The organism is Pseudomonas borbori, from assembly GCF_900115555.1.
Taxonomy (GTDB): Bacteria; Pseudomonadota; Gammaproteobacteria; order Pseudomonadales; family Pseudomonadaceae; genus Aquipseudomonas; species Aquipseudomonas borbori.
Map to the genome: position 1 here is coordinate 123,974 of NZ_FOWX01000012.1, position 22,779 is coordinate 146,752.

20 protein-coding genes are annotated in these 22,779 nt (G+C 64.6%); 13 read left to right on the forward strand and 7 right to left on the reverse strand.

Annotated features, from left to right (window positions below; all coding sequences use genetic code 11):
* Position 1 precedes the first annotated feature (1 nt).
* From BM315_RS11295 to BM315_RS11350, 12 genes are all read left to right on the forward strand, one after another.
* Positions 2 to 1,342, forward strand: coding sequence for a dihydroorotase (locus BM315_RS11295; protein ID WP_090500910.1), 1,341 nt, complete (start codon positions 2 to 4; stop codon positions 1,340 to 1,342).
* A gap of 149 nt (positions 1,343 to 1,491) precedes the next feature.
* A complete protein-coding gene (thrS, locus tag BM315_RS11300; protein WP_090500912.1) occupies positions 1,492 to 3,417 on the forward strand; it encodes a threonine--tRNA ligase in 1,926 nt (641 codons plus the stop codon).
* Positions 3,411 to 3,971, forward strand: a complete 561-nt coding sequence (locus BM315_RS11305; RefSeq protein ID WP_090500914.1) for a 6-pyruvoyl trahydropterin synthase family protein — start codon at positions 3,411 to 3,413, stop codon at positions 3,969 to 3,971. The genes thrS and BM315_RS11305 overlap by 7 nt, the downstream gene beginning before the upstream one ends.
* Before the next feature lie 84 nt (positions 3,972 to 4,055).
* Positions 4,056 to 4,415: a MerR family transcriptional regulator gene (locus BM315_RS11310; protein WP_090500916.1), complete on the forward strand. Its 360-nt coding sequence runs from the start codon at positions 4,056 to 4,058 to the stop codon at positions 4,413 to 4,415.
* A 94-nt stretch (positions 4,416 to 4,509) separates the two neighbouring features.
* Positions 4,510 to 5,499: an NAD-dependent epimerase/dehydratase family protein gene (locus BM315_RS11315; RefSeq protein WP_170862204.1), complete on the forward strand. Its 990-nt coding sequence runs from the start codon at positions 4,510 to 4,512 to the stop codon at positions 5,497 to 5,499.
* Between the two features lie 40 nt (positions 5,500 to 5,539).
* Complete coding sequence (locus BM315_RS11320) at positions 5,540 to 6,025, forward strand: GNAT family N-acetyltransferase (RefSeq protein ID WP_090500918.1); 486 nt, start codon at positions 5,540 to 5,542, stop codon at positions 6,023 to 6,025.
* Between the two features lie 26 nt (positions 6,026 to 6,051).
* Positions 6,052 to 6,288, forward strand: coding sequence for a hypothetical protein (locus BM315_RS11325; RefSeq protein WP_090500920.1), 237 nt, complete (start codon positions 6,052 to 6,054; stop codon positions 6,286 to 6,288).
* Between the two features lie 146 nt (positions 6,289 to 6,434).
* On the forward strand, positions 6,435 to 6,839 hold the full coding sequence (locus BM315_RS11330; protein WP_090500922.1) for a ribonucleotide reductase subunit alpha: 405 nt from the start codon (positions 6,435 to 6,437) through the stop codon (positions 6,837 to 6,839).
* A 311-nt stretch (positions 6,840 to 7,150) separates the two neighbouring features.
* Complete coding sequence (locus BM315_RS11335) at positions 7,151 to 7,873, forward strand: hypothetical protein (RefSeq protein WP_090500924.1); 723 nt, start codon at positions 7,151 to 7,153, stop codon at positions 7,871 to 7,873.
* Positions 7,870 to 8,865 (forward strand): DUF6976 family protein, encoded by a 996-nt coding sequence (locus tag BM315_RS11340; protein ID WP_212632950.1) that lies wholly within the window; start codon positions 7,870 to 7,872, stop codon positions 8,863 to 8,865. Before BM315_RS11335 ends, BM315_RS11340 begins: the two co-directional genes overlap by 4 nt.
* Before the next feature lie 200 nt (positions 8,866 to 9,065).
* Entirely contained in the window at positions 9,066 to 10,958 is a 1,893-nt protein-coding gene (locus BM315_RS11345; RefSeq protein ID WP_090500926.1) for a DUF294 nucleotidyltransferase-like domain-containing protein, read from the forward strand.
* Positions 10,955 to 11,674 (forward strand): 3'-5' exonuclease, encoded by a 720-nt coding sequence (locus BM315_RS11350; RefSeq protein ID WP_090500928.1) that lies wholly within the window; start codon positions 10,955 to 10,957, stop codon positions 11,672 to 11,674. Before BM315_RS11345 ends, BM315_RS11350 begins: the two co-directional genes overlap by 4 nt.
* 136 nt (positions 11,675 to 11,810) lie before the next feature.
* Here the strand turns inward: BM315_RS11350 and BM315_RS11355 are convergent, their stop codons facing one another.
* Complete coding sequence (locus BM315_RS11355) at positions 11,811 to 13,478, reverse strand: BCCT family transporter (RefSeq protein ID WP_090500930.1); 1,668 nt, start codon at positions 13,476 to 13,478, stop codon at positions 11,811 to 11,813.
* Positions 13,479 to 13,744: 266 nt separating this feature from the next.
* Here BM315_RS11355 and cls point away from each other — a divergent pair, with 266 nt between their 5' ends.
* On the forward strand, positions 13,745 to 15,190 hold the full coding sequence (gene cls, locus BM315_RS11360; RefSeq protein ID WP_425287779.1) for a cardiolipin synthase: 1,446 nt from the start codon (positions 13,745 to 13,747) through the stop codon (positions 15,188 to 15,190).
* Here cls and BM315_RS11365 read toward each other — a convergent pair.
* The 6 genes from BM315_RS11365 to BM315_RS11390 all read right to left on the reverse strand — a co-directional run bounded on the left by BM315_RS11365 (position 15,187) and on the right by BM315_RS11390 (position 22,653).
* Positions 15,187 to 16,407 (reverse strand): PepSY-associated TM helix domain-containing protein, encoded by a 1,221-nt coding sequence (locus tag BM315_RS11365; protein WP_090500932.1) that lies wholly within the window; start codon positions 16,405 to 16,407, stop codon positions 15,187 to 15,189. The genes cls and BM315_RS11365 overlap by 4 nt on opposite strands.
* Before the next feature lie 59 nt (positions 16,408 to 16,466).
* Positions 16,467 to 18,557 carry a TonB-dependent siderophore receptor gene (locus BM315_RS11370; protein WP_090500934.1) on the reverse strand — a complete coding sequence of 697 codons (2,091 nt, stop codon included), beginning with the start codon at positions 18,555 to 18,557 and terminating at the stop codon, positions 16,467 to 16,469.
* Positions 18,558 to 18,823: 266 nt separating this feature from the next.
* Positions 18,824 to 19,339: a DUF3617 domain-containing protein gene (locus BM315_RS11375; RefSeq protein WP_090500935.1), complete on the reverse strand. Its 516-nt coding sequence runs from the start codon at positions 19,337 to 19,339 to the stop codon at positions 18,824 to 18,826.
* Between the two features lie 97 nt (positions 19,340 to 19,436).
* Positions 19,437 to 19,928 (reverse strand): GNAT family N-acetyltransferase, encoded by a 492-nt coding sequence (locus tag BM315_RS11380; protein ID WP_090500937.1) that lies wholly within the window; start codon positions 19,926 to 19,928, stop codon positions 19,437 to 19,439.
* 275 nt (positions 19,929 to 20,203) lie between these two features.
* Positions 20,204 to 20,629, reverse strand: a complete 426-nt coding sequence (locus BM315_RS11385) for a DUF1850 domain-containing protein (protein WP_090500939.1) — start codon at positions 20,627 to 20,629, stop codon at positions 20,204 to 20,206.
* Positions 20,626 to 22,653, reverse strand: coding sequence for a TRAP transporter permease (locus tag BM315_RS11390; protein WP_090500942.1), 2,028 nt, complete (start codon positions 22,651 to 22,653; stop codon positions 20,626 to 20,628). The genes BM315_RS11385 and BM315_RS11390 overlap by 4 nt, the downstream gene beginning before the upstream one ends.
* Positions 22,654 to 22,779: the final 126 nt, after the last annotated feature.

The following is a 22,779-nucleotide window of genomic DNA, read 5'->3' on the forward strand; positions in this document are numbered from 1 at the left end:
CATGAGCAACGTACTGATCCGCAACGCCCGCCTGGTCAACGAAGGCCGCGAGTTCGACGCCGATGTCTGGGTGCATAACGGCCGCATCGAACAGATCGCCAGCAGCATCGAAGGGGTGAACGCCGCCAGCGAGATCGATGCCGCCGGGCAGTTTCTGCTGCCTGGCATGATCGACGACCAGGTGCATTTCCGTGACCCCGGCGCGCCGCACAAGGGCAGCATCGCCAGCGAGTCGCGGGCCGCGGTGGCCGGTGGCATCACCAGTTTCATGGACATGCCCAATACCAACCCGGCGACCCTGACCCTGGAAGCGCTGGTGGCCAAGGAAAGTCGCGCGGCCGCCTGCTCGGTGGCCAACTATGGTTTTCACTTCGGCGTCAGCCAGGGCAACCTGGACACGGTCGCCGCCCTCGACCCCAGGCGCGTGGCCGGGGTCAAAGTGTTTATGGGTGCGTCCACCGGCGACATGCTGGTGGACGATATGCCTTCGCTGGAACGGCTGTTCGCCAATTGCCCGACGATTCTGCTGACCCACTGCGAGTACAGCCCGCGCATCCGCGAACGCGAGGCCGAGTTCCAGCAACGCTATGGCGCTGAGATTCCGCCGGTCATGCATCCGCTGATCCGCGATGCCGAGGCCTGCTACCAATCCTCCAGTCTGGCGGTGGCCCTGGCCAGGCGCTGCAACACCCGCCTGCATGTGCTGCACCTGACCACGGCGCGCGAACTGGCGTTGTTCGGCGCCGGCCCGTTAGCGGGCAAACGCATCACCGCCGAGGTCTGTGCCCACCATCTACTGTTCGATGACGGCGACTACGCGGCGCTCGGCCACCTGATCAAATGCAACCCGGCGATCAAGACCCGTGCCGACCGCGATGCCCTGCGTCAGGCCCTGCTCTGTGGTCGCCTGGATGTGATTGGCAGCGATCACGCGCCGCACACATTGGCTGAGAAGTCGCGTCCGTACGGACTGGCGCCGGCAGGCCTGCCGCTGGTGCAGCACGCCCTGCCGGCCCTGTTGGAACTGGTCGCCGATGGCCTGCTGCCGCTGACCACCCTGGTGCAGAAAACCAGTCATGCCGTGGCCGAGCTGTTCGCCATCGAGGAACGCGGCTTCCTGCGCGAAGGCTACTGGGCCGACCTCACGCTGATCGAGCGCCTGACGCAGCCGCGCGCCGTGGAAGCCGATGCAATTCTCGCCCACTGCGGCTGGACACCTTTCCAGGGCCGCAGCTTCCGTCATGCGGTGCGCAGCACCATCGTCTCCGGCCAGTTGGCCTGGCACGACGGCCAGGTGCAGGACGATTGTCAGGGGTTGCCGCTGCGCTACCAGCGCGGCTGACCCTTTTTCTATGGCTATGTCTGAATTAACTGCTGCACAGATTTATCCGCGAAATTCGCGGCTGAAGCCGCTCCCAGAGTGGCCAGATCGGAGCATCAACAGACAACGTGGACATAGCCTTTTCTATTGGCCGTGATTAGAGAACACACATGCCCAGCATTACCCTGCCCGATGGCAGCCAGCGTCACTATTCCCAGCCCCTGAGCGTGGCCCAGGTGGCCGCCGATATCGGCCCCGGCCTGGCCAAGGCCGCGCTGGCCGGCCGGCTCGATGGCCAGCTAGTCGACACCAGCGCGCTGATCAATAAAGACGCCAGTCTTAGCCTGATCACCGCCCGCAACCCCGAGGGTCTGGAGCTGCTGCGCCACTCCTGCGCGCACCTGCTGGCCATGGCGGTCAAGCAGCTCTATCCGAGTGCCCAGGTGACCATAGGCCCGGTGATCGATGATGGCTTCTTCTACGATTTCGCCTTCGAGCGCTCCTTTACCCCCGACGACCTCGAACGCATCGAGACGCGCATGCAGGAGCTGGCCGTCGCCGATCTGCCGGTCAGTCGCCGCGAGCTTCCCCGCGACCAGGCCATCACTTACTTCGAAGAACTGGGCGAGCACTACAAGGCCGCACTGATCCGCGATATCCCCCAGGGCGAAGTGCTGTCGCTGTATCGCCAGGGCGATTTCGAAGACCTCTGCCGCGGCCCGCATATCCCGCGCACCGGCCATCTGCTGGCCTTCAAGCTGACCAAGGTGGCCGGCGCCTACTGGCGTGGCGATGCCAGGAATGCCGCCTTGCAGCGCATCTACGGCACCTGTTGGGCCACACCGAAGGAGCTCAAGGCCTACCTGACCCGCCTGGTGGAAGCCGGCAAGCGCGACCACCGCAAGCTCGGTGCCCAGCTCGACCTGTTCCACTTCGACGACTGCGCCCCCGGCTCGGTGTTCTGGCACCCCAAGGGCTGGACCCTGTTCCAGCAGTTGATCAACTACATGCGCCAGCAGCAGGACGCCGCCGGCTACGTCGAGGTCAACACCCCGGACGTGATGGACCGCAGCCTGTGGGAAACCTCCGGGCACTGGTTCAACTACCGCGAGGCCATGTTCACCACCAGCACCGAGGACGAGCGCGTCTTCGCCCTCAAACCGATGAACTGCCCCGGCGCGGTGGCGCTGTACGCCCGCGGCCTGAAGAGCTACCGCGACCTGCCGCTGCGCATGGCCGAGTTCGGCAAGGTGCACCGCTACGAGCCGTCCGGCGCGCTGCACGGCCTGCTGCGCGTGCGCCACTTCACCCAGGACGACGCGCACATTTTCTGCACCACCGCGCAGATGGAACAGGAATGCGCCGACACCATCGCCCTGGTGTTCGCCATCTACCGCGACTTCGGCTTCGAGCAAGTGGCGGTCAAGCTGTCCACCCGCCCGGCCAACCGTATCGGCAGCGATGCCACCTGGGATCAACTGGAAGGCGCGCTGTCCGGTGCCCTGCAGGGCATGGCCATCGACTACCAATTGAATCCCGGCGAAGGCGCGTTCTACGGGCCAAAACTGGAGTTTGTGCTGCGCGACGCCATCGGCCGCGACTGGCAGTGCGGCACCCTGCAGGTCGACCTCAACCTGCCGGAACGCTTCGCCATCGACTACGTCAACGAACAGGGCGAACGCGAGCGCCCGGTGATGCTGCACCGCGCCCTGTTCGGCTCGCTGGAACGCTTTACCGGCATTCTGATCGAGCAGTACAGCGGCCTGTTCCCGCTGTGGCTGGCGCCGCAGCAGGCCGCCGTGCTGACCATCTCCGCAGGGCAGAACGACTACGCCCGCCGGGTGCTGACCGCACTGAAACGCGCCGGCCTGCGCGCCAGCTTGGATCTGCGCAACGAGAAGATCGGTTACAAGATCCGCGAGGCCACCCTGCAGAAGGTGCCCTACCTGCTGGTGATCGGCGAGCAGGAAAAGGCCGAGGGCCACGTCACCCTGCGCAGCCGCGCCGGCGACAACCTCGGCAGCCTAAGCCTGGCCGAACTGGTCGAGCGCCTGGGCGAGGAAGCACGTATGCCCGGCCTGGAGCCGCCATGCTGATCCGCAAGCTGTTCAAGTTCGAGAGCGCGCATATAGTGCGCGGCTGCAGCAGCCGGCGCTGTTCGCACTCGCTGCACGGCCATTCCTACAAGATCGAACTGCTGCAGGCCCACGCCCTGGACCAGGGCCAGATGGTCTACGACTTCGGCCTGCTCAAGGGCGATGTGCGCGACCTGATCGACGCCTTCGACCATGCCCTGACCTTCTGGGACGCTGACGATGCCGACTACATCGCCAGCTGCCTGCGCTTCTCCGAGCGCTGGATCAGCCTGCCGGTCTCGCCCAGCGCCGAACAGTTCTCGCGGGTGATCTTCCGTCTGGTGGATGCGCTACTGCAGCTGACCGAGATGATCAACGGCGAACAGGACGTGCGCATGCACTCGGTGATCGTCCACGAAACCGACACCGGCTACGCCCAGTGCTTCCGCGAGGATGCCTATAACCCGCGCATGGGCGCATTCGAGCTGGCGCAAATCGAGTTTTCCACACAGGTCAAACGCGAATGGAACGACCCGCAACTGTTCGACAGGCTGCTGACCGCACTCAAGCCATGAGCCTGTAGCGGCGCTAGTCGCCGATTTACCTGCCCTCGCCTACCGGGTAACCTGCCGGCCTTCTCCCCGTGCAGGACTTACCTGATGTTCATCGGACAACTGGCCAAGCTCACCGCCTGCACGCCCAAGGCGATCCGCCATTACGAAAAAATCGGCCTGCTTCCCGCGCCACTGCGCCAAGGCAGCTACCGCTGCTACGACCAGCACCACGTGACCCTGGTGCGCATGATCCGCCAAGCCCAGGCCGTGGGCTTCAAACTGACGGAGATACTCCCGCTGATTACAGAAAAACTGCGTAGCCAGCGCTTCCCCCTCGAGGCGGCCACCCTCGGTATCGAACAAAAGCGCGTGCAACTACAAGCCGAAATCCAGGCCTTGCAACGCCTCGACCAGCAACTGCTGCAGCTCGAGCAGGACATCAAGCGTCTATTCGCACCCCATTAAGGTTGTTCAACCAGCGAGAGCTTGACCCTGTCCCCAGGGGCAAGGTTTAGCCTGTCTCCCGACAAGACAACCGACGCCGTACAGGGAGATCGCAATGGCCACTTTATGTTTGGTAACAGGGGCCAATGGCCATTTGGGCAACAATCTGCTGCGGGCATTGTTGGCGCAAGGCCAGCGGGTGCGCGCCGGGGTACGCGACCCGAACAATACCCAGCCGTTCGCCGGGCTGGATTGCGAACTGGTATACGCCGAGCTTGAGGACAAGGCCGCACTGCTCAAGGCGATGGAGGGCGTCGATGTGCTCTATCAGGTGGCGGCGGTGTTCAAACACTGGTCAGCGGACCCTGAAGCGGAAATAGTCCGCGCCAATGTCGAAGGTACCCGCAACGTGCTGGAAGCTGCGGCGCAGGCTGGCGTCAAGCGCGTGGTCTACGTCAGCTCGGTCGCCGCCGTCGGCCACAACGGCCAAGCCTTGCACGAAGGCAGCTGGAACCAGGACCTGAGCAACCCCTACTACCGTTCCAAGATCCTCGCCGAGCAACTGGCCTGGGAAATCGCCAAAGCCCATGGTCTGTGGATGGTGGCGGTGCTGCCTGCCGCCATGATCGGCCCCAACGCCTATCGCCTGACCGACACCATGGCTTTTATCGAGCGCATCTACAAAAAATCCGTGCCCATGGACCCCAACTTTCATTTCAATTTCGTTGATGTGCGCGACGTCGCCCTGGCCTGCGTCGCGGCCGCCAACCGGGGCGAAACCGGGCAGCGCTATATCCTGGCGAACCAGCACAGCTCCTCATTCAGCGACATAGTGGCAGCCGCCAATGCCGTTGCTCCTGGCTACAAGCTGCCACCGCGCGCGCCACAATGGTTACTGCTGAGCCTTGCCTGGGGCGCCGAACTGCTTGCCAGGCTGACCGGCACACCAGCGAGCCTGACCCGCAGCCAGGTGCGCACCTTCTATGGCATCAAACAGGAATACGACATCCGCAAAGCCTGTGCGCAATTGGCTTACCAGCCCAACTCCCCCTTTGCGGCCTTGCGGGAAACCTTCGCGTATTTACAACGGCGACCATCTGCTTGAGGCTGTGAGCGACACCCACCGCAGCCGAACCTCACAGCCCATGCCCAGTCATCCATCCTTCACCTTGCGCGCTTACCACGCCCAGGATCTGCAGGCGTTAGTCGAACTGTTCAGTGCCTCGGTGCATCGACTCGGCGCCGCTGACTATGACCAGGCGCAGCGCCAGGCCTGGGCACCGGCGCAAGCGGACATGCCCGCCTGGCAGACTCGCCTGGCGGGCCTGGAGCTGCTGATCGCCGAGGAAAACCGGCAACTCGCCGGTTTTATCGGCTTCACCCGCGATGGTCATATCGACCTGCTGTTCACCGCCCCGCAGCATGCCCGCCAAGGCGTGGCCACGGCGCTGTATGCGGCCGCGCAAATGCGCATGCAAGCCGCGGGGGTGACATCGGCCTATACCGAGGCCAGCCTGACGGCGCGGCCATTCTTCGCCCGCCAGGGCTTTTCTGTGGAGCAGGCACAGACGGTGGCGCGCGGCGCTGTTACCTTGCAGCGCTTCGCCATGCGCAAGCCACTGCGCCCCTGAATGGCTGCGCGACAGCCGGAGTAGCCATGACTTATCTGATCTGGACAGGACTTGCGCTGCTACTGCTGGCAGTCGCGGCGCTGGCCTACTGGACTTGGCGCAGTAACCGCCGCCTCAGGCAGCTGGATCAACGTGTCCGCCGGCAAGGCGAATTGCTCGAGCAAATCGACATCGTGCTGGAAAACCCTCACCTCAGCGAAGAGGAACAATTGATCAGAAGCGAAGCCCTGCTGACCAAGCTGCGGGAAAGCGGCGAGTCCTGAGCGGCAGCCTGGACGCAGATATCTGGGCTGCCAGCGGATGGCTGCGCGATGCGCCATCTACGCCTTAAGAGATATGGTCAAAGACCGGCCATGCGTGGCAGTGTGGGCTATCGCTTCGCTCATTTTTGCCGTACGGATGGACTGTCATGGATATTGCCGAATTCGCCGACCTGCTGGCCGCTTCCAAGGCCCAGCCTGAACCGCAACGCTTGCTGTTGGTGTTCGTTAGCGCCGAACTGCCTGAAGATGCCACCGAAGAGGAACGCCAGCGCTATGCCGAGAACCAGGGCGGCTCGCTCCGACCGGTGCTGTGCGTCGACAAACTGCCGGACGAACTGGTGGATTTTGCCGGGCTGCTGGCCGAGTCCAGCCGTACCGGCGTGGCCTGGGATCTGGTGTTTGCCGCCGGTCTGGCCGGGCGCGCGGGCATGGTGCCGAGCAGCGACGAAGCCGAGCAACCGCTGAAGATGATGGTCGGGGCCATCGAATCCGGCAGCATCGGCAACTTCATCGCCTTCGACCGCGAGGGGCATGCGGTCAGTTTCTACTAGCAGGCGGGCCTGTGTAGGGCGCGCGGGGCCGCCTAGGCCGTGCACACCACCCACAACCGGGTGCCTGGTGCGCACGGCGCACCCTACGAGCCGGTGTCATCGAAACGATAATTCTGCGGCCGCACACCAACAGGCCGATCGAGTCGGACGTTCGCCTTGCTGCTGGCCGCGGATCTCGATGCCGGGGCTGCGCCTGGCGAACCAGCGACCCGCTGCGCAAGTAGCAACGACTTAGTGCCAAGGTCGCCTGGCTCGCCGCGCGCGCCCATGTGAACGTCCCTGTACTGGTAAACCAATACAGGGAGGTCCGGGTGAAAGACGCAGAATTGTGCCGCTGGTTGCTGGAGGTGAACGAACCCTGGGAGGTCAGCCGGGTCCGTGTCGATACCCACAGCCGCGAGGTGCATGCCTACCTGAGCAGCGGCAAGAGCTGGTTCGGTCGCTACCTCGGCGAACAGCCCCGCTCACGCTGGCGGCATACCAATATCGGCGCCTACAAGACCTACATCCACGCCAGCCTGCCGGAACAGGACGGCCAGGCGCCTCAAGCCTTCCTCGGTAAAGGCGCCAGCGACTTCACCCATGGCCTGGCCAGGCGAGTGATCCAGTGCCTGCAGGATGGCCTGCGCTATCGCCAGGTCTGCGCCCTGCTGGACATCGACATTCACCTCGCCTGGCAGATCAAGCATGCGATCGAATCCGGCCAGTTGGCCGCGACCGATACGGAGCTGCTGGCGCGCCTGCAACTGGACGACTCGGCGGGGCAAACCGCCAGCACCATTCCCGCCAGCGACGACCGGGCATGGCTGCGCCTGCTGGCGCCGGATTGCCCGCTCGAGATCCGTCTGTTGAGCCTGAAACTGCTGCTGGCCCGCGCCCGCCAGGATTTTGCCAGGGCGCATGACCCGGATATGCAGATCCTCAGGATCAATGAGCTGCGGCGCTTCTTCATCAAGCACGAAAAGCATCTGCAGCACGAGATCGCCCAACTGAACAACGACCGGCAGCAGGCCACGGAGGGTGACCAGCCATGAGCAACGGCACAGCGACAAGCGCACTGCTCGATCTGCGCCAGGCCGGCGCCTTGATCGAGCGCGGCGAAACCCTGGCCATCGCCGGCCATATCGACTGCCTGGCGACGCTGCCCAGGGGTAACTGGATCGGCGGCACCACCCCCTACTTCATGGCGAGCGAGGGTGGCACCTGTCGCCTCGACCGGGTGTTCGTCCAGCCGTTCGGCCAACCGGCCGGCGAGATCGTCTGCTATGACCGCGAGCGGCTGCCGCACATGCTCGAAGACGCCCCGGAAAATGGCTTCAGCATCGTCATTCTGCCGGCCGCCAGCGGCGTGCTCGAGGACTATGCCCGCGAGGCCCCCAACTACCCGGACATGTACATCAAGCCGATTGCCGGCTGGGTGGCGGGGGTGCACCTGGATCAGTTGGGCAGCGCCCAGGCCCAGGTGATCGACGGCCGCAGCGGGCGCTGTTACACCGACCAGGCCATCGTCCTGCACATCCCCCTGCCGCCCGAGCAGGCGGCGGTGGTGCATGCGGTGAACCTGTTCACCCCCGGCGCGGGACCGACGCTGAGCTTCGACGAGACCGGCTTTGCCGCCCGCGACTGCCTGATCGATGGCGTGCGCGGCAGCTTGCTCGAGCTGATCCGCGCGCGCGGCATCGACACCCGCCTGCCGCTGGTGGCCGACTACTGCGGCGCCATGATCAATGTCAGCATCCAGGCGCTGGAGCCCGAGCCGGGCCTGGTGTCCTTCTATGCGCCGGTGTTCGCCGGGGTCAACTACCGTTTCGCCGACGCTGTCGAGGACTACAGCGAGCGCTTCCTGCAGGCCATGCCCAGCGACGGCGGCCCCATCCTGTTCGGCTGCAACTGCATCCTCAACTACCTCTATTCGCAGTTGCAGGGACGCCAGACGGCGCGCCTCACCGGTCCCATCACCTTCGGCGAAGTCGCCTACCAGCTGCTCAACCAGACCGCGGTCTACCTGACGCTGGAGCCAAGCTGAACCAGCGACCTCGAACTGCCAGATCGCGACCCAGCAGCGAAACAGTCGTGCAGCCGCTGCAGGACACGTTATGGTAAGTGAGGGCCGACCCTTCACCCCAGCGGTGCGAAAAGTCGGTAGTCATGATCAACGTAGCGCGTCAGACCGAGCCTGGGCCAGTCCGGGTTCGGTCGTCGTCCGCCCGCTCTCAAGAGACCCGCATGCAGATCGAGTTGATCGAAATCCGCGACCACCTGAGTCGCTTCGCCCCTTTCGACGGGCTACCGGATGAGACCCTCGACGATATCGCCCAACAGGTCGAGGTCGGCTATTTCAAAGCCGGCAGCGATATCCTCTGTTACGGCGAGCCGATTCAGGATCTGCACTACATCCGCAGCGGCGCGGTGGAGATCTACCGGCGCAACGGCGAGTTGTATAACCGCCTGACCGAAGGCGACGTGTTTGGCCAGTTTGGCCTGCTGCGCGGCAAGAAAGTCCGGCTGCCGGCACGGGCGATCGAAGACAGCCTGATCTACTTCATCCCCGGCCCGCTGTTCGAGCAGCTGTGCGAGGCCCATGAAGCCTTTGCCGACTTCGTCGAGGCCGAAGGCCAGTCACGCCTGAAGTCGGTGGAGGAATCCCAGGGCAACGCCAGCGAGCTGATGAAGATCAAGGTGCGCAAGCTGATCACCAGGCGCACCGTCAGCGTGCCGCTGGGCACCTCGGTGCAGGATGCCGCACGGGTGATGACCGAGCATGGGGTGGCTTCCCTGGTGATCCTCGGGCCGCCATCCACCGCCGGAGCAACCCAAAACCAAGTGATGGCCGGCATCACCACCGACCGCGACCTGCGCACCCGGGTGCTGGCCGAGGGTCTGGCCCTGGACACCCCGGTCGACCGGGTGATGTCGCCCAACCCGATCACCATCCAGGCCGACGACTCGGTGTTCGAGGCCATGCTGTGCATGTTGCGCCACAACATCCACCACCTGCCGGTGGTGCACCGTCAGCGGCCGATCGGGGTGATCAACCTGTCGGACATCATCAAGTACGAATCGCAGAGCAGCCTGTACCTGGTCAACAGCATCTTCAACCGGCAGTCGGTGACGGAGTTGCAGGCCCTGCTGCCGGACCTGCGCGCCACCTTCCTGCGCATGGTCAACGAGCAGGCCACCGCGCACATGATCGGCAGCGCCATGTCGGGCATCGGCCGTAGCCTGACTCAGCGCCTGCTGGAACTGGCCGAGGCCGAACTGGGTCCACCACCGGTACCCTACTGCTTCATGGCCCTGGGCTCGATGGCGCGTGACGAGCAGCTGATCGTCACCGATCAGGACAATGCCCTGGTCCTCGACAACAACTTCGATCCGCGGGTCCACGACGACTATTTCCTCAAGCTGGCGACCTTCGTCAGCGACGGCCTGGCGGCCTGCGGCTTCAGCTACTGCAAGGGCGGGATCATGGCCACCAACCCCCAGTGGCGCCAGCCGCTGCGGGTGTGGAAGAGCTACTTCACCCGCTGGATCGAACAGCCCAATCCGGAAACCCTGCTCAACGCCTGCATCTTCTTCGACCTGGACAGCGTCTACGGCGAAACCGAGCTGGTCGAAAGCCTCAAGGATCTGCTCGCGCAGAAGGCCAGCCAGAGCCCGCTGTTTCTCGCTAGCCTGGCACGCAACGCGCTCAACCGCACCCCGCCGCTGGGCTTCTTCCGTACCTTCGTGATGGAGAAGGACGGCCAGCAGAACAACATCATCAACCTCAAGGGCCGCGGCACGGCGCCCCTGACCGACCTGATCCGCGTGCATGCCCTGGCCGCCGGCTCCAAGGCACAGAACTCGCTGGAGCGCCTGGACGCCATCGCCACCACCAAGCTGCTCACCGAGGAGGCCATCACCCAGCTGCGCTACGCCCTGGAGTTCCTCTCCATCGTGCGCATCCGCCATCAGGCCATGGACCTGCAGGAAGGCCGCGAGCCGGACAACTACATCGAGCCGGAAAAGGTCTCCGCCAGCGAACGGCACAACCTCAAGTCGGCCTTCCAGGTGCTGAGCAATGCGCAGAAGTTTCTGCGCTTCCGCTACCCCGGACAGCTGCAAAACCGACCGCTATGAGACGCCTGCGCACTGGCGCGCCAGCCGACTGGCCGGCGCTGTTCGCCCAGCTGGCGCAGAGCGCCCGCGACCCTCGACTGGCTCGCTTCTACCGGGCCGGCACGGTAAGCGCCGACACGCCCCTGGAGCAGGCACCGCTGCTGGCCCTGGATGTCGAGACCACCGGCCTGGACAGCCGCCGCGACTCGATCGTCAGCCTCGGCCTGGTGCCCTTCGACCTACGGCGCATTCGCTGCCGCGAAGCCAGCTATTGGGTGGTCAAACCGCTGTGCGAACTGAACAGCCAGTCGGTCACCTTCCACCACATCACCCACTCGGACATCCTCAGCGCACCGGCCCTGGACGCTGTGCTCGAGCCATTGCTGACGGCCATGGCCGGCAAGATCATGGTGGTGCATTACCGCAACATCGAACGCGGTTTTCTCGACCAGGCCGTGCGTCATCTACTCGGTGAAGGGCTGCATTTCCCGGTGATCGACACCATGCAGCTGGAAGCCCGGCTGCACCCGCGCCAGCGCCGACCCGGCTGGCTACGGCAGATGCTCGGCAAACAGTCGGTATCCATCCGCCTGGCCGACAGCCGCCTGCGCTACGGCCTGCCGCTGTACCAGGCGCACCACGCCCTGACCGACGCCCTGGCGACCGCGGAATTGCTGCAGGCACAGACCGCCACCCACTATCCGGCCACCACGCCGGTGGGCGACTTGTGGAATTGAGCGGCACTCCGCGCTAGCTGCGGGAGGGGCTTTAGCCGCGAACTCTTAGCCAGAGGGTCAAAAGCATCGCGGCTAAAGCCCCTCCCACAAAAAACGCGCCCGAAGGCGCGTTTTTTGTATTAGCCAGCGGCGGCGGTCAGCGTGGCTCGCTCAACAAGCCTTTGACGATCGACACACAGCCCACCAGCAACACGATGGTGAACGGCAGGCCGGTGGATACCGCCATGGCCTGCAGGGCCACCAGGCCACCGCCGAGCAGCAGGGCGATGGCCACCGCGCCTTCCATGATCGCCCAGAACGCCCGTTGCGGCACCGGCGCATTGACCTTGCCGCCCGCGGTGATGGTGTCGATCACCAGCGAACCGGAGTCCGACGAGGTGACGAAGAACACGATCACCAGCACGATGCCGATAAAGGAGCTGATCTCGCTCAACGGCAGCTGGCCGAGCATGGCGAACAACTTCAGCTCCAGGGCCGCCTCCTGCACCCCGGTGAAACCGTCGCCGAGCAGTTGGCCGATGGCGGTGCCACCAAAGGCGGTCATCCACAACACCGACACCAGCGACGGCACCAGCAGCACGGCGATGAGGAACTCGCGTACCGTGCGGCCACGGCTGACCCGGGCGATGAACATGCCGACAAAGGGCGACCAGCTGATCCACCAGGCCCAGTAGAAGGCGGTCCAGCCCTGGCTGAAGTTGGCGTCCTCGCGTCCGATGGGGTTGGACAGCTCGGGCAGATAGGCCAGGTAACTGCCCAGGTTGCTGAAGAAGCCGGTGACGATCGCCAGGGTCGGCCCCACCAGAATGATGAAGCCGAGCAACAGGATGGCCAGCACCATGTTGATTTCCGACAGGCGCTTGACCCCCTTGTCCAGGCCGGCCAGCACCGACATCAGGGCGATCGCGGTAATGCCGATAATCAGCAGCACCTTGCTGGTATCGTTCGCGGTAATACCGAACAGATGATCGAGGCCGGCAGCCGCCTGCTCGGCGCCCAGGCCCAGGGAGGTGGCCAGGCCGAACAGGGTGGCGAACACCGCGAGGATGTCGACCACATGCCCCGGCCAGCCCCACACCCGCTCGCCGAGCAGCGGGTAGAAGATCGAGCGGATGCTCAGCGGCAGGCCCTTGTTGAAGGAAAACAGCGCCAGGGCCAGGGCGACGATGGCGTAGATCGCCCAGGGATGCAGGCCCCAATGAAAGATGGTGGCCGCCATCGCCAGGCTCGCGGCCTCCTGCGCATTACCGGCGGCCGCGCCCAGCGGCGCCCAGTCGCTGCGCAGGCCATCTTCGCCGACGCTGACCCCGGCGATGGCCGAGTCCAGATGCGACATCGGCTCCCCCACGCCGTAGAACATCAGGCCGATGCCCATGCCGGCGGCGAACAGCATGGAAAACCAACCGGTATAGGAATAGTCGGGCGTCGCCTCCTTGCCGCCCAGGCGTACCTTGCCCAGCGGCGAAACAATCAGAAACAGGCACAGCAGCACGAAGATGTTGGCCGCGCCGATAAAGAACCAGGCCAGGTTGCTGGTCAGCCAGCCGCGAATGGCGCTGAACAGCGGTTCGACTTCGGCCTGCAGGGCCAGGGTCAGGATCACGAACAGGAGGATGGTCAGCGCGGAAATACTGAACACCTTGCCGTGGATATCCAGGTTGAAGAGGAACCTGCCCTTGATGTTGTCCTGACCGACCACATAGTCGGTATCGATCAGGTTGGCGGCCCCGCTCGGGGCCGGAATGCCACCCGGTATTTCCGCTTCTGGCTGTGGCGTCGTGTCATGCAAAGGGGTTTTTTCCATGTGGAGTGCTCCTTGAGGCATTTAACTCGCTGGCAAGCACAAGAAGGACGGTTTCGCCCGACTTACAACTCATCGCGCCCGAAAAACGTTTCGGGTAGCGGCTAAGGGTAACAGGCAAATCCCAGGTTTTCCGGCCACGGGGCGTCACTCGCAGGCCAAATGCCGCCATCTGCAGACTCGGAACTTGGCGAATGCACCGCTGTTGGTGCCACACTGCAGGGGTAACAGATTCGCCGCCAGCCCGGCTTCAGCGCACAGGAACCCGCATGTCCCTGGATTTCGGCATCCCCCATCTGCTCGCCTACCTGATCGCCGCGATCCATGCCCTCGGCATGCTCGCCGCCGTGCATGCGGTGCTGACCGTACGCACCGCCCAGGGTGCCCTGGCCTGGGCGATGTCGCTGTTCTTCATGCCCTACCTGACCCTGCTGCCTTACCTGGTGTTCGGCCGCAGCCGCTTCGATGCCTATATCAAGGCCCGGCGCCACGCCGACAGGCAGATGCACCAGGCCATGGCCGCGCTGAACTGGCGGCCCTGGGTCGACGAAGCCCTGAGCGCCAGCGCCTCGCCGATCTACCAGCAACTGCGCGCCCTGCCCCGGCTGGGCCGGATGCCCTGCCTGGCGAACAATCAGGTGCAGCTGCTGATCGATGGCGAGGCGGCCTTCGCCGCGATCTTCGCCGCCCTGGCCAGCGCACGCCGGGTGATCCTGCTGCAGTTCTTCATCGTCCGCGACGACCGGCTCGGCCGGCGCCTGCAAGACCTGCTGCTGCAGCGCGCGGCCGCCGGCGTGCAGGTTTTCGTGCTCTATGACGGCATCGGCAGCCACGCCCTGCCGCGCCATTTCAGCGAGAAAATGCGCGCCGGCGGCATCCAGGTCCATGCCTTCACCACCGGCGGCGGACTGCTCAACCGCTTCCAGCTGAATTTTCGCAACCACCGCAAGATAGTGGTGGTCGATGGCGAATGCGGCTTTCTCGGCGGGCTCAACGTCGGCGACGAATACCTCGGGCACAAACCGCCCCTGGCACCCTGGCGCGACACCCATGTCGAAGTGCGCGGGCCAGTGGTCGCCTGCCTGCAGGAGTCCTTCGCCGAAGACTGGTTCTGGGCCACCCGCCAATTGCCGCCGCTGTTGCTGCCCGAGGCCTACCCGGGCGACGGCATGCTCTGCCAACTGATCGCCAGCGGCCCGGCTGATCCGCAGGAAACCTGCGCGCTGCTGTTCGTCGAGGCGATTCATAGCGCCCGCGAGCGGCTGTGGATCAGCAGCCCCTATTTCATCCCCGACGAGGCGCTGTTCGCCGCCTTGCGCCTGGCCGTGCTGCGCGGCGTCGATGTACGCATCCTGCTGCCGGCGCGGCCCGACCACCGGGTGGTCTACGCCGCCTCCAGCCTGTACGCCTTCGAGGCCCTGCGCGCCGGAATCCGGGTGTTCCGCTACCAGCCGGGCTTCCTGCACCAGAAGGTCATGCTGGTCGATCGGGAGGTCGCCGGCATCGGCAGTGCCAACCTGGACAATCGCTCGTTCCGCCTGAACTTCGAGATCACCCTGCTGACCCTCGATCGGCGCTTCGCCGACGAGGTCGCCCACATGCTCGAGCAGGACTTCGAGCAATCGCGCGAACTGCTCGCCAGCGACTACAAGAACCTGCGCCGCCTGCAGCAACTGGCCATGCGCGTGGCCCGCCTGATCTCGCCGATCCTCTAGCAGCCAGCTGAAGCCCGGGACATGAGCTGCCGGCTGCGCTGCTCGCCAAGTACCCGCGAACGACGCTTCCTGATCCAGATCACCACCCCGGTCAGCGACAGCATGGCCACCGCCAGCCCCAGCAGCGACACCAGGATTCGCCCCGACAGGCCGAGGATGCGTCCGGAATGCAGCGGGAACTGCGCCTGCATGAAGATATCCCCGGCGCTGCCACTGCCCGGAATCAAGCTGCCCGCCAGCGCGCCGCTCTGGCCGTCGAGGTAGAGCCAGGGATTGCCCAGGCCGCCGTCGCCGTGGTCGTTTTCCGCGGTGTAGAAACCCACGCCGTAGACATCGAACTCCGGTGAGTAGAACAACCCGCCGGGCGGTTTATCGAGGCCCAGGCGTCGCGCCTCGGCTTGCGCCAAGTGCAGTGCGTCGGCCCGGCTGATGGCCGGCACAGGCTGCTGATCGAGGCTGACCGGGGTACGGCTGGCGAAGGGGCTGGGGGTCAGCGGCGAGAACAGTTCGACCAGCGGCCGGGTCACCTGCACATTGAGGTTCATCGATACCGAGGACACCGCCAGGATCAGCAGCAGGCCCCAGATCCACACGCCGCCGGAGCGGTGCAGGTCGAAGTTGAGCTTGTAGCCGCCCTGCTGCCAGCGAAAGGCGAACGACTTGCGCCAGGCGCGCCAGCTGGGGAAGGACAGCCACAGGGCGATGAAGCAATCCAGGGTCCAGACGATGGCGACTAGGCCGAACAACAGAATGCCCAGCTCGATGCCGAAACCATCGGGGATATGCAGGCTGTAGTGCAGCTTGTAGAGGAACGGCATGAGGTTCTCGCGGCTCAGCGACAGCGCGCCCCACAGGCGCCGGCCCTGCTCCTCGCCGGTCACCGGATCGAGGGCCAGCTGGTTGAAGTCCAACTCATAAGCCTTGCCGGTGGCCGGGTCGATGCGCGGGTTGACGCTGACACCGAAGGCATGGCCCGGCTCGGTATACAGCGGCATGAAACCGACCTGCACCCGCGGGTCACGCGCCTCCAGCTGGGCGGCCAGCGCCTGCGGCGTTTGCGCCGGCCCCTCGCTGCGGGATTCGAACAGCTGCGGATTGAGCCACTCGTCGATCTCGTGATCCCAGGAGATCACCGCCCCGGTCAGGCCGGAGACGAACAGGAACACCGCGATAAACAGGCCGAACCAGCGGTGCAGAACAACAAAGGTGGGACGCATGGGCTTTCTCGTGACGGTAGGCGGCTATGCCTGCCGCAGCCGCGGCAGGCGCCGGTTTGCTAGTAGTTCCAGCTGACGGTCATGCTGGCGTTGCGCGGGGCAGCGTAATAGGCCTGGGTCCAGTACAGGCTGCTCAGGTACTTCTCGTCGGTGAGGTTGTTGAGGTTGGCCGAGACCGTCCAGTTGCGGTCGATCTCGTAGCTGGCCATCAGGTTGACCACCGCGTAGGCGTCCTGCTCGGCGATGCCGTTGCGCACCTCGTCCTGCCAGTTCAGGCTGGCGCCGACCTTGAGCTGCTCCAGAGCCGGAATACGGTAGGTGCCGGCGGCCTTGAACAGGTGCTTGGGCGAGTAGGTCACCGCATGCTGGTCGTTGGCGTCGGTGATGTCGACGAAGGTGTAGCCGGCGTTGGCCTGCAGGCCGGGCAGCAGCTCGCCGGACACCTCCAGCTCGTAGCCCTCGCTGCTGATACCCTCGACCCCCCTGTAGAAGGTCTTGCCGGCATCAAAGCCGGCCGCTTCCGCCACGTTGTCCTGCTCGGTGCGGAACAGCGCCAGGGACAGGTTGACGCGCTCGTCCAGCAGCTCGCCCTTGATCCCCGCCTCGTAGTTGACCCCTTCCACCGGTGCCAGACGCGAACCGCTCCGGTCGGTCTCGGTCTGCGGATCGAAGATCTCGGTGTAGCTGGCGTAGACCGAGTACTGCTCGCTGAGATCGAAGACCAGGCCGGCATAGGGCACCACCTCGCCGCTGTACTTGGTGGTCTTGTCGCTGCCGTAGTTGCCGCCGCTGCTCTGCACATCGACCACCCGCGCCCCGCTGATCAGGCTCAGGCGGTCGCTCAGGCTCCAGCGCGCGGCGCCGTAGTAGCTCTGCATGCGGTCGGTGAAATCGCTGCCATTGCTGCCGGCATCGTTCAACGGCTTGCCGATATTGCCGTTCCACTGCTCCAGCGGCGGCAGGGCGGTGCCGGTGCTGGAGTCGTACCAGGAGATGTCCTCCAGCTCGGAACGCGACCAGCTGGCGCCGAGCACCGCGTCGTGCTGGCGACCAGCCAGGGCGAAGGCGCCGTTGAGCTGCAGGTCGCCGATCAGCTGGCGGTTCTCGTCCTGGTATTCGGACGGAAAGCTGAACAGCCCCAGGTCGGTGTCGCGATCCGGGGTGCCGTAGACGTAGAACAGCGAACCGTCGCCCTCTTTCTTCACATGGGTGACCACGGCCTTGGCCTGCCAGCCGTTGCCCAGGTCGTGGGCCAGTTCGGCGAAGCTGCGGTTCTCCTGGTTATCCCAGTAGGCCCAATCGGCGGCGGTACTGGTGGAGCGCGAGTAGTCGGTGGCCGAGCCATCGCTGTAGTTGAGCGGCAGGGCGCCCCACAGCGGCGAATTGGCATCGCTCTTCTGCAGGGTATGGCCGAGGGTGAACAGGGTGCTGTCGTTCAGGTCGAACTCCAGCACGCCGTGGAAGACGTTCTTCTCCCGCGCGTAACGGTCCAGGTAGGAGTTCTTGTTCTCGTGGGCGTAGACCACCCGGCCGCGGATGGTGCCTGCATCGGTCAGCGCGCCCGAGACGTCGGTGTCGATGCGGCGCTTGTCCCAGGAGCCCGCGGTCAGGTCGATGCGCGCCTGGGGTGCCAGCGTCGGGCGCTTGCGTACGAAGTTGATGGTAGCCGAGGGGTTGCCGGTGCCGGACATCAGGCCGTTGGCGCCGCGGATCACCTCGACCCGCTCGAACACCGCGGTGTCGAGGTCGCCCTCGACGTTGCCATAGACGAAGGGAATGCCGATGCCGTCGTACTGGAAGTTGGTGATGTCGAAGCCGCGGGCGCTGTAGTAGGTGCGGTCGGTCTCGACCTCCTGCACCTGAATGCCGGTGGCCATCTTCAGCGCATCGTTGACACTGTCGAGCTGGAAGTCATCGAGCTGGCCGCGGCTGATGGTGGAGATCGACTGCGGGGTCTGCCGCGGGGTCAGGTCCAGCTTGGTGGCGGCGCTGCTGGGCGTCGACTTGTAGCTGTCGGCCTCGGCCGCTTCGGCGTTGCCGACCACGGTCTGGGCATCGAGTTGTACCGCCGCGCCGTCGGCGGCCAGGGCATGGTTGAAACTACAAGCGGCGGCGATGGCCACGGCCAGGCGGGTCTTTCTGCACAACACAAGGACTCTCCCCAATGCGAATATCGAATGTCCTGCAGGGTCGTCCTTGCTTGCAGGAGGCGCTTACCAGCACGCGCGCATCGGCTGCCAAAGCACACCGATGCAAATGCTAATAATTAGCGATTGAATTTTCGCAACAGTTCGCCGCTCTCGTCAATGCAATTGCACTTCATTATCACTTGTTAATCATTGCCGATTGGCAGCCTCCAAAGAGTAGGAGCCAGCTTGCTGCGGTCCGGCGTCCTGGCGATTCGGCGGACCACAGATCAACGCGGTTGCAAGCCGCCACAATCGGCCGCAATCCAACGCGCATGGCTGTTCATGCTGCCGCTCTGACCGCCGTAGGTACCCTGCACCTGGGTGGTGAACTCCTTGTCGCTGAGAAAGCGCGTCTCGCCCTCGCCCTGGCCATCCGGGCAGCTGAAGCGGAACTTCCACAGCTCGGCACTACGCTCCGTGATCTCGTGACTGCAACCTGATTTGGGATCTTGCAGGGGGATGTCCTGGGCCTCGATCTGCGCCTCGCTCATGCAGATACGCACCCCCTGGTCACCCAGTTGCACACCCTGCTTGGCCATCATTTGCTCCATCATCTGGCGCTGTTCGGGCGGCAGGTTTTTCAACTGCTCCAGCATTTGTTGCATGTCCGGCAGTGCCTGGCCATCGACCTGCATAGCACTCGAGCTGATTTCCCACAGACCGGGCTGGATAGCCTGCGCGCCTGCCAGGGCCGGCAGCAGGCAGAGGGCCAAGGACAGGCCTTTCAATACTGAGATGCGCATGGCAAGACTCCATAGGTTCGCTATCGACCCTGCAAGCGTAGGTTGAGTTAGCGACGCTGGCCGGCGATTGATCAAAACCCGGTGCGCACGGCCTACCCTACGGGGTCACTTCTTCGCGATAGACCTGCAGCCCGCGGGCCCGGTAGTTGGCCAGGGCGCTGGGGTGATCGAGGCTGCAGGTGTGCACCCAGACCCTTGTGGTGCCCGGCCAGGCCCAGGCGGATTGCAAGGCATGGCTCAGCAACGGGCCGCCGAAGCCCCGGCCGAAAAAGGCCTCGACCAGGCCGAAGTAGAGGATTTCCACCGCGCCCCCGGCATCGCGCAGCAGCTCGTAGTAACCGGCGATCGCCCCCTGGTGATAGGCCACCCAGGTGCGATGATCGGCCTGCTCGACCAGCTCGCGCCACTGCGCATCGGACCAGCCGAGCTTGTCCGTCCAGCCCCAGGGCGTGCCGACCAGTTGGTAGAGAAAACGGTTGAGCTGGAACTGCTTGTGTCGGCATTCGACCACGCTCAAGTCGCCCGGCAGCGGTTTGCCAAGAATCTGCTCGGGGTGCTGCATGTCCAGGTAATAGGTGGTGGTGCTCATCGGTTTCCTGCTCTGTAATCACGAAAATCGGGAAACTGGCCCGCCAGACGAGCCAAGATAACCAACCCCGCACCATAAACAAGACTCTGTGCCAGGACTGGATTGCCCGTAGGGTGCGCCCTGCACACCAGCGCAGGTTGCGAAATATTGGTGCGCACGGCGCACCCTACGGGCAGGAATCCGCGCCTAACGAACAAAACCCCCACCGGCCTGCGCCAAATGGGGGTTCTCCTCTACGACGACCAGGGCTTGTGGCCTTGGGAGCAGACGCGGCCTTAACCGTCGTCCTGGCCTGGATCCACGGAGGATCCGGGGGAGCCCAGCTCACAGCTCCAGAGTTCCAACGCCGGCCGGGTCGCTTGTGGCGGGCCGAGCCAGTCGCTCATCGAGCGACAACGCTGGTTGAAACACAGTTGGTAATCCCCTGCTTCGGGGGTTCGCCCCAAGCGCAGTGGTTGCAGGGGCGCAAGCTGGCGTTGGTAATGCCAGCTGCCCTCACGCAGTTCGGCATCGGCAGGAATTTCCATGCCGGCACCAGACCCCTTGACCCGCGCCTCGCCGAGCAACAAGCCCTCTGGCGTAACGCGGTAATCCTCTTCCCAACGGATCTTTTCGATCGTGTGTTGCCAGGCCAGGGTAAACCCCGGCACCGGCAGCTCGGCCCACACCGCCCCGGCCAGGCCCATGCACAATCCGATCACGCCGTCGTCGCCTGGGCACGCCGGCCACGCCAGAAGTGCTGGGCGAGGAACAGCGCCGCCAGGGCGAAGCCGATCTCATCGCTCATCGGCGTGGCCAGGATCAGGCTGGCGCCAGCGGCGAAGCCCAGTGCCCGCTCCCACCAGGCCATCTTGCAGTGCAGGAAGCCGGTGAAAATCGCGCCCCAGATACCGATCGCCACGGCCGCCTTGAACAGCACATAAACGGTGGCCAGCCAGCTATCGCCTTGCAGCATCAGCGCCGGTTCATACACCGCCATGAAGGGGACGACGAAACCGGCGATGGCGATACGTATGGCCCACAAACTGATCTTCAATCCGGTTTCCTTGGCGATCGGCGCCGCCGCGAAACAGGCCAGCGCCACCGGCGGGGTGAGGTCGGCCATGATGCCGAAGTAGAAGACGAACATGTGCGAGACGATCAGCGGCACGCCCAGTTCCAGCAGCGCCGGCGCGGCAATCGAGCTGGTGATGATGTAGTTGGGAATGGTCGGGATGCCCATGCCCAGCACCAGGCAGGTGAGCATGGTGAGGATCAGCGAGAGGAACAGGTTGTCCTGGCCGATGGCGAGGATATAGCCGGCGAAGGTCGAGGCCACTCCGGTCAGCGAGACCACGCCGATGATCACCCCGACCAGGGCGCAGGCGATACCCACCGGCACCGCGTGGCGCGCGCCTTCGACCAGCGCATGCAGGCAGATCACCAGGGTGTCGCGCCCGCCCCGGATGAACCAGCAGATCGCCACCAGCAGCCCGACCACGGCGAACACCACGCCGATACCGAGCTGGAAGAAACCGGCGCAGAGCAGGCCGAGGGCGATCCAGAAGACCATGCGCAGCACGGTCGAGGAAACCCGCAGGATGATCGCCGAGCCGAGGATGACGATGGCGGTCAAGCACAGGCCGACCATCCCGGAAAACAGCGGCGTGCGCCCGGAGAACAGCAGGTAGATGAGGATGAACAGCGGGATCAACAGGTACCAGCGCTCCTTCACCGCCGCCCAGGGATTGGGGCACTGGTCTTTCGGCAGGCCTTTCAGGTTGGCCCGTTTGGCTTCCAGATGGACCATCCAGAACACCGAACTGAAGTACAGCAGTGCCGGAATCAGGGCGGCCTTGGCCACCTCGATGAAGGGCACATTGATGGTCTCGGCCATGATGAACGCCACGGCGCCCATGATCGGCGGCATGATCTGGCTGCCCATGCTCGAGGTGGCCTCGACGCCGCCGGCAAATGCCGGTTTGTAGCCGAAGCGCTTCATCAACGGAATGGTGAACTGGCCGGTGGTGACCACGTTGGCCACGCCCGAGCCGGTGATGGTGCCCATCAGCGCCGAGGACACCACCGAGACCTTGGCCGGGCCGCCGAGCTTGTGGCCGAACAGGCCCATGGCGAAGTCGGTGAACAGCTTGATCATGCCCGCCTGCTCGAGGAAGGAGCCGAACAGGATGAACAGGAAGATATAGGTGGCCGACACATAGGTCGGGGTGCCGTAGAAGCCCTCGGTGCCGAAGGCCAGCTGATTGACGATCTGGTCCAGGCCATAGCCGCGGTGGGCCAGATCCCCGGGCAGGTACTGGCCGAGCAGGCCGTAGGCGAGAAACAGCCCGCAGATCAGCGGCAGGGCGATGCCCATCACCCGCCGCGCCGCCTCGAACACCAGCACCATCAGCACCAGGCCGACCACCATGTCGGCGCTGGTCAGGTCGCCGGAGCGCTGGATCAGGTCCGCCTCGAACACCCACTGGTAGATGGCCGTGCCCATGCCGGCCAGGCCGAGCAGCCAGGCCAGCGGTTGCCAGGGCCTGTGCGTGCCGACCAGCGGAATGCTGAGAAATACCGTCAGCAGCAGGAAGCCGACGTGCACCGCCCGCAGGATCTGGCTGGACACCGGATGGAAGGCCGCCGTGGTGATCTGGAAGACCGAGAACAGCAGCGCCACGTAAAACAGCGCTTTCGGCCAATCGCCCGGACCCGCCGCAAGGCCGTGATTTTGTTCAGTCATGGAGCTTATGCCCTCATTACAACGTCGATAAGGTGCAAGAGTCGCCAACAAAACCTGCCGTGGTCCGTACGCTGGTTTTATTTGCAACTCTACCTACAGGATGGCGCATGGCTGGGGGATGGGTTA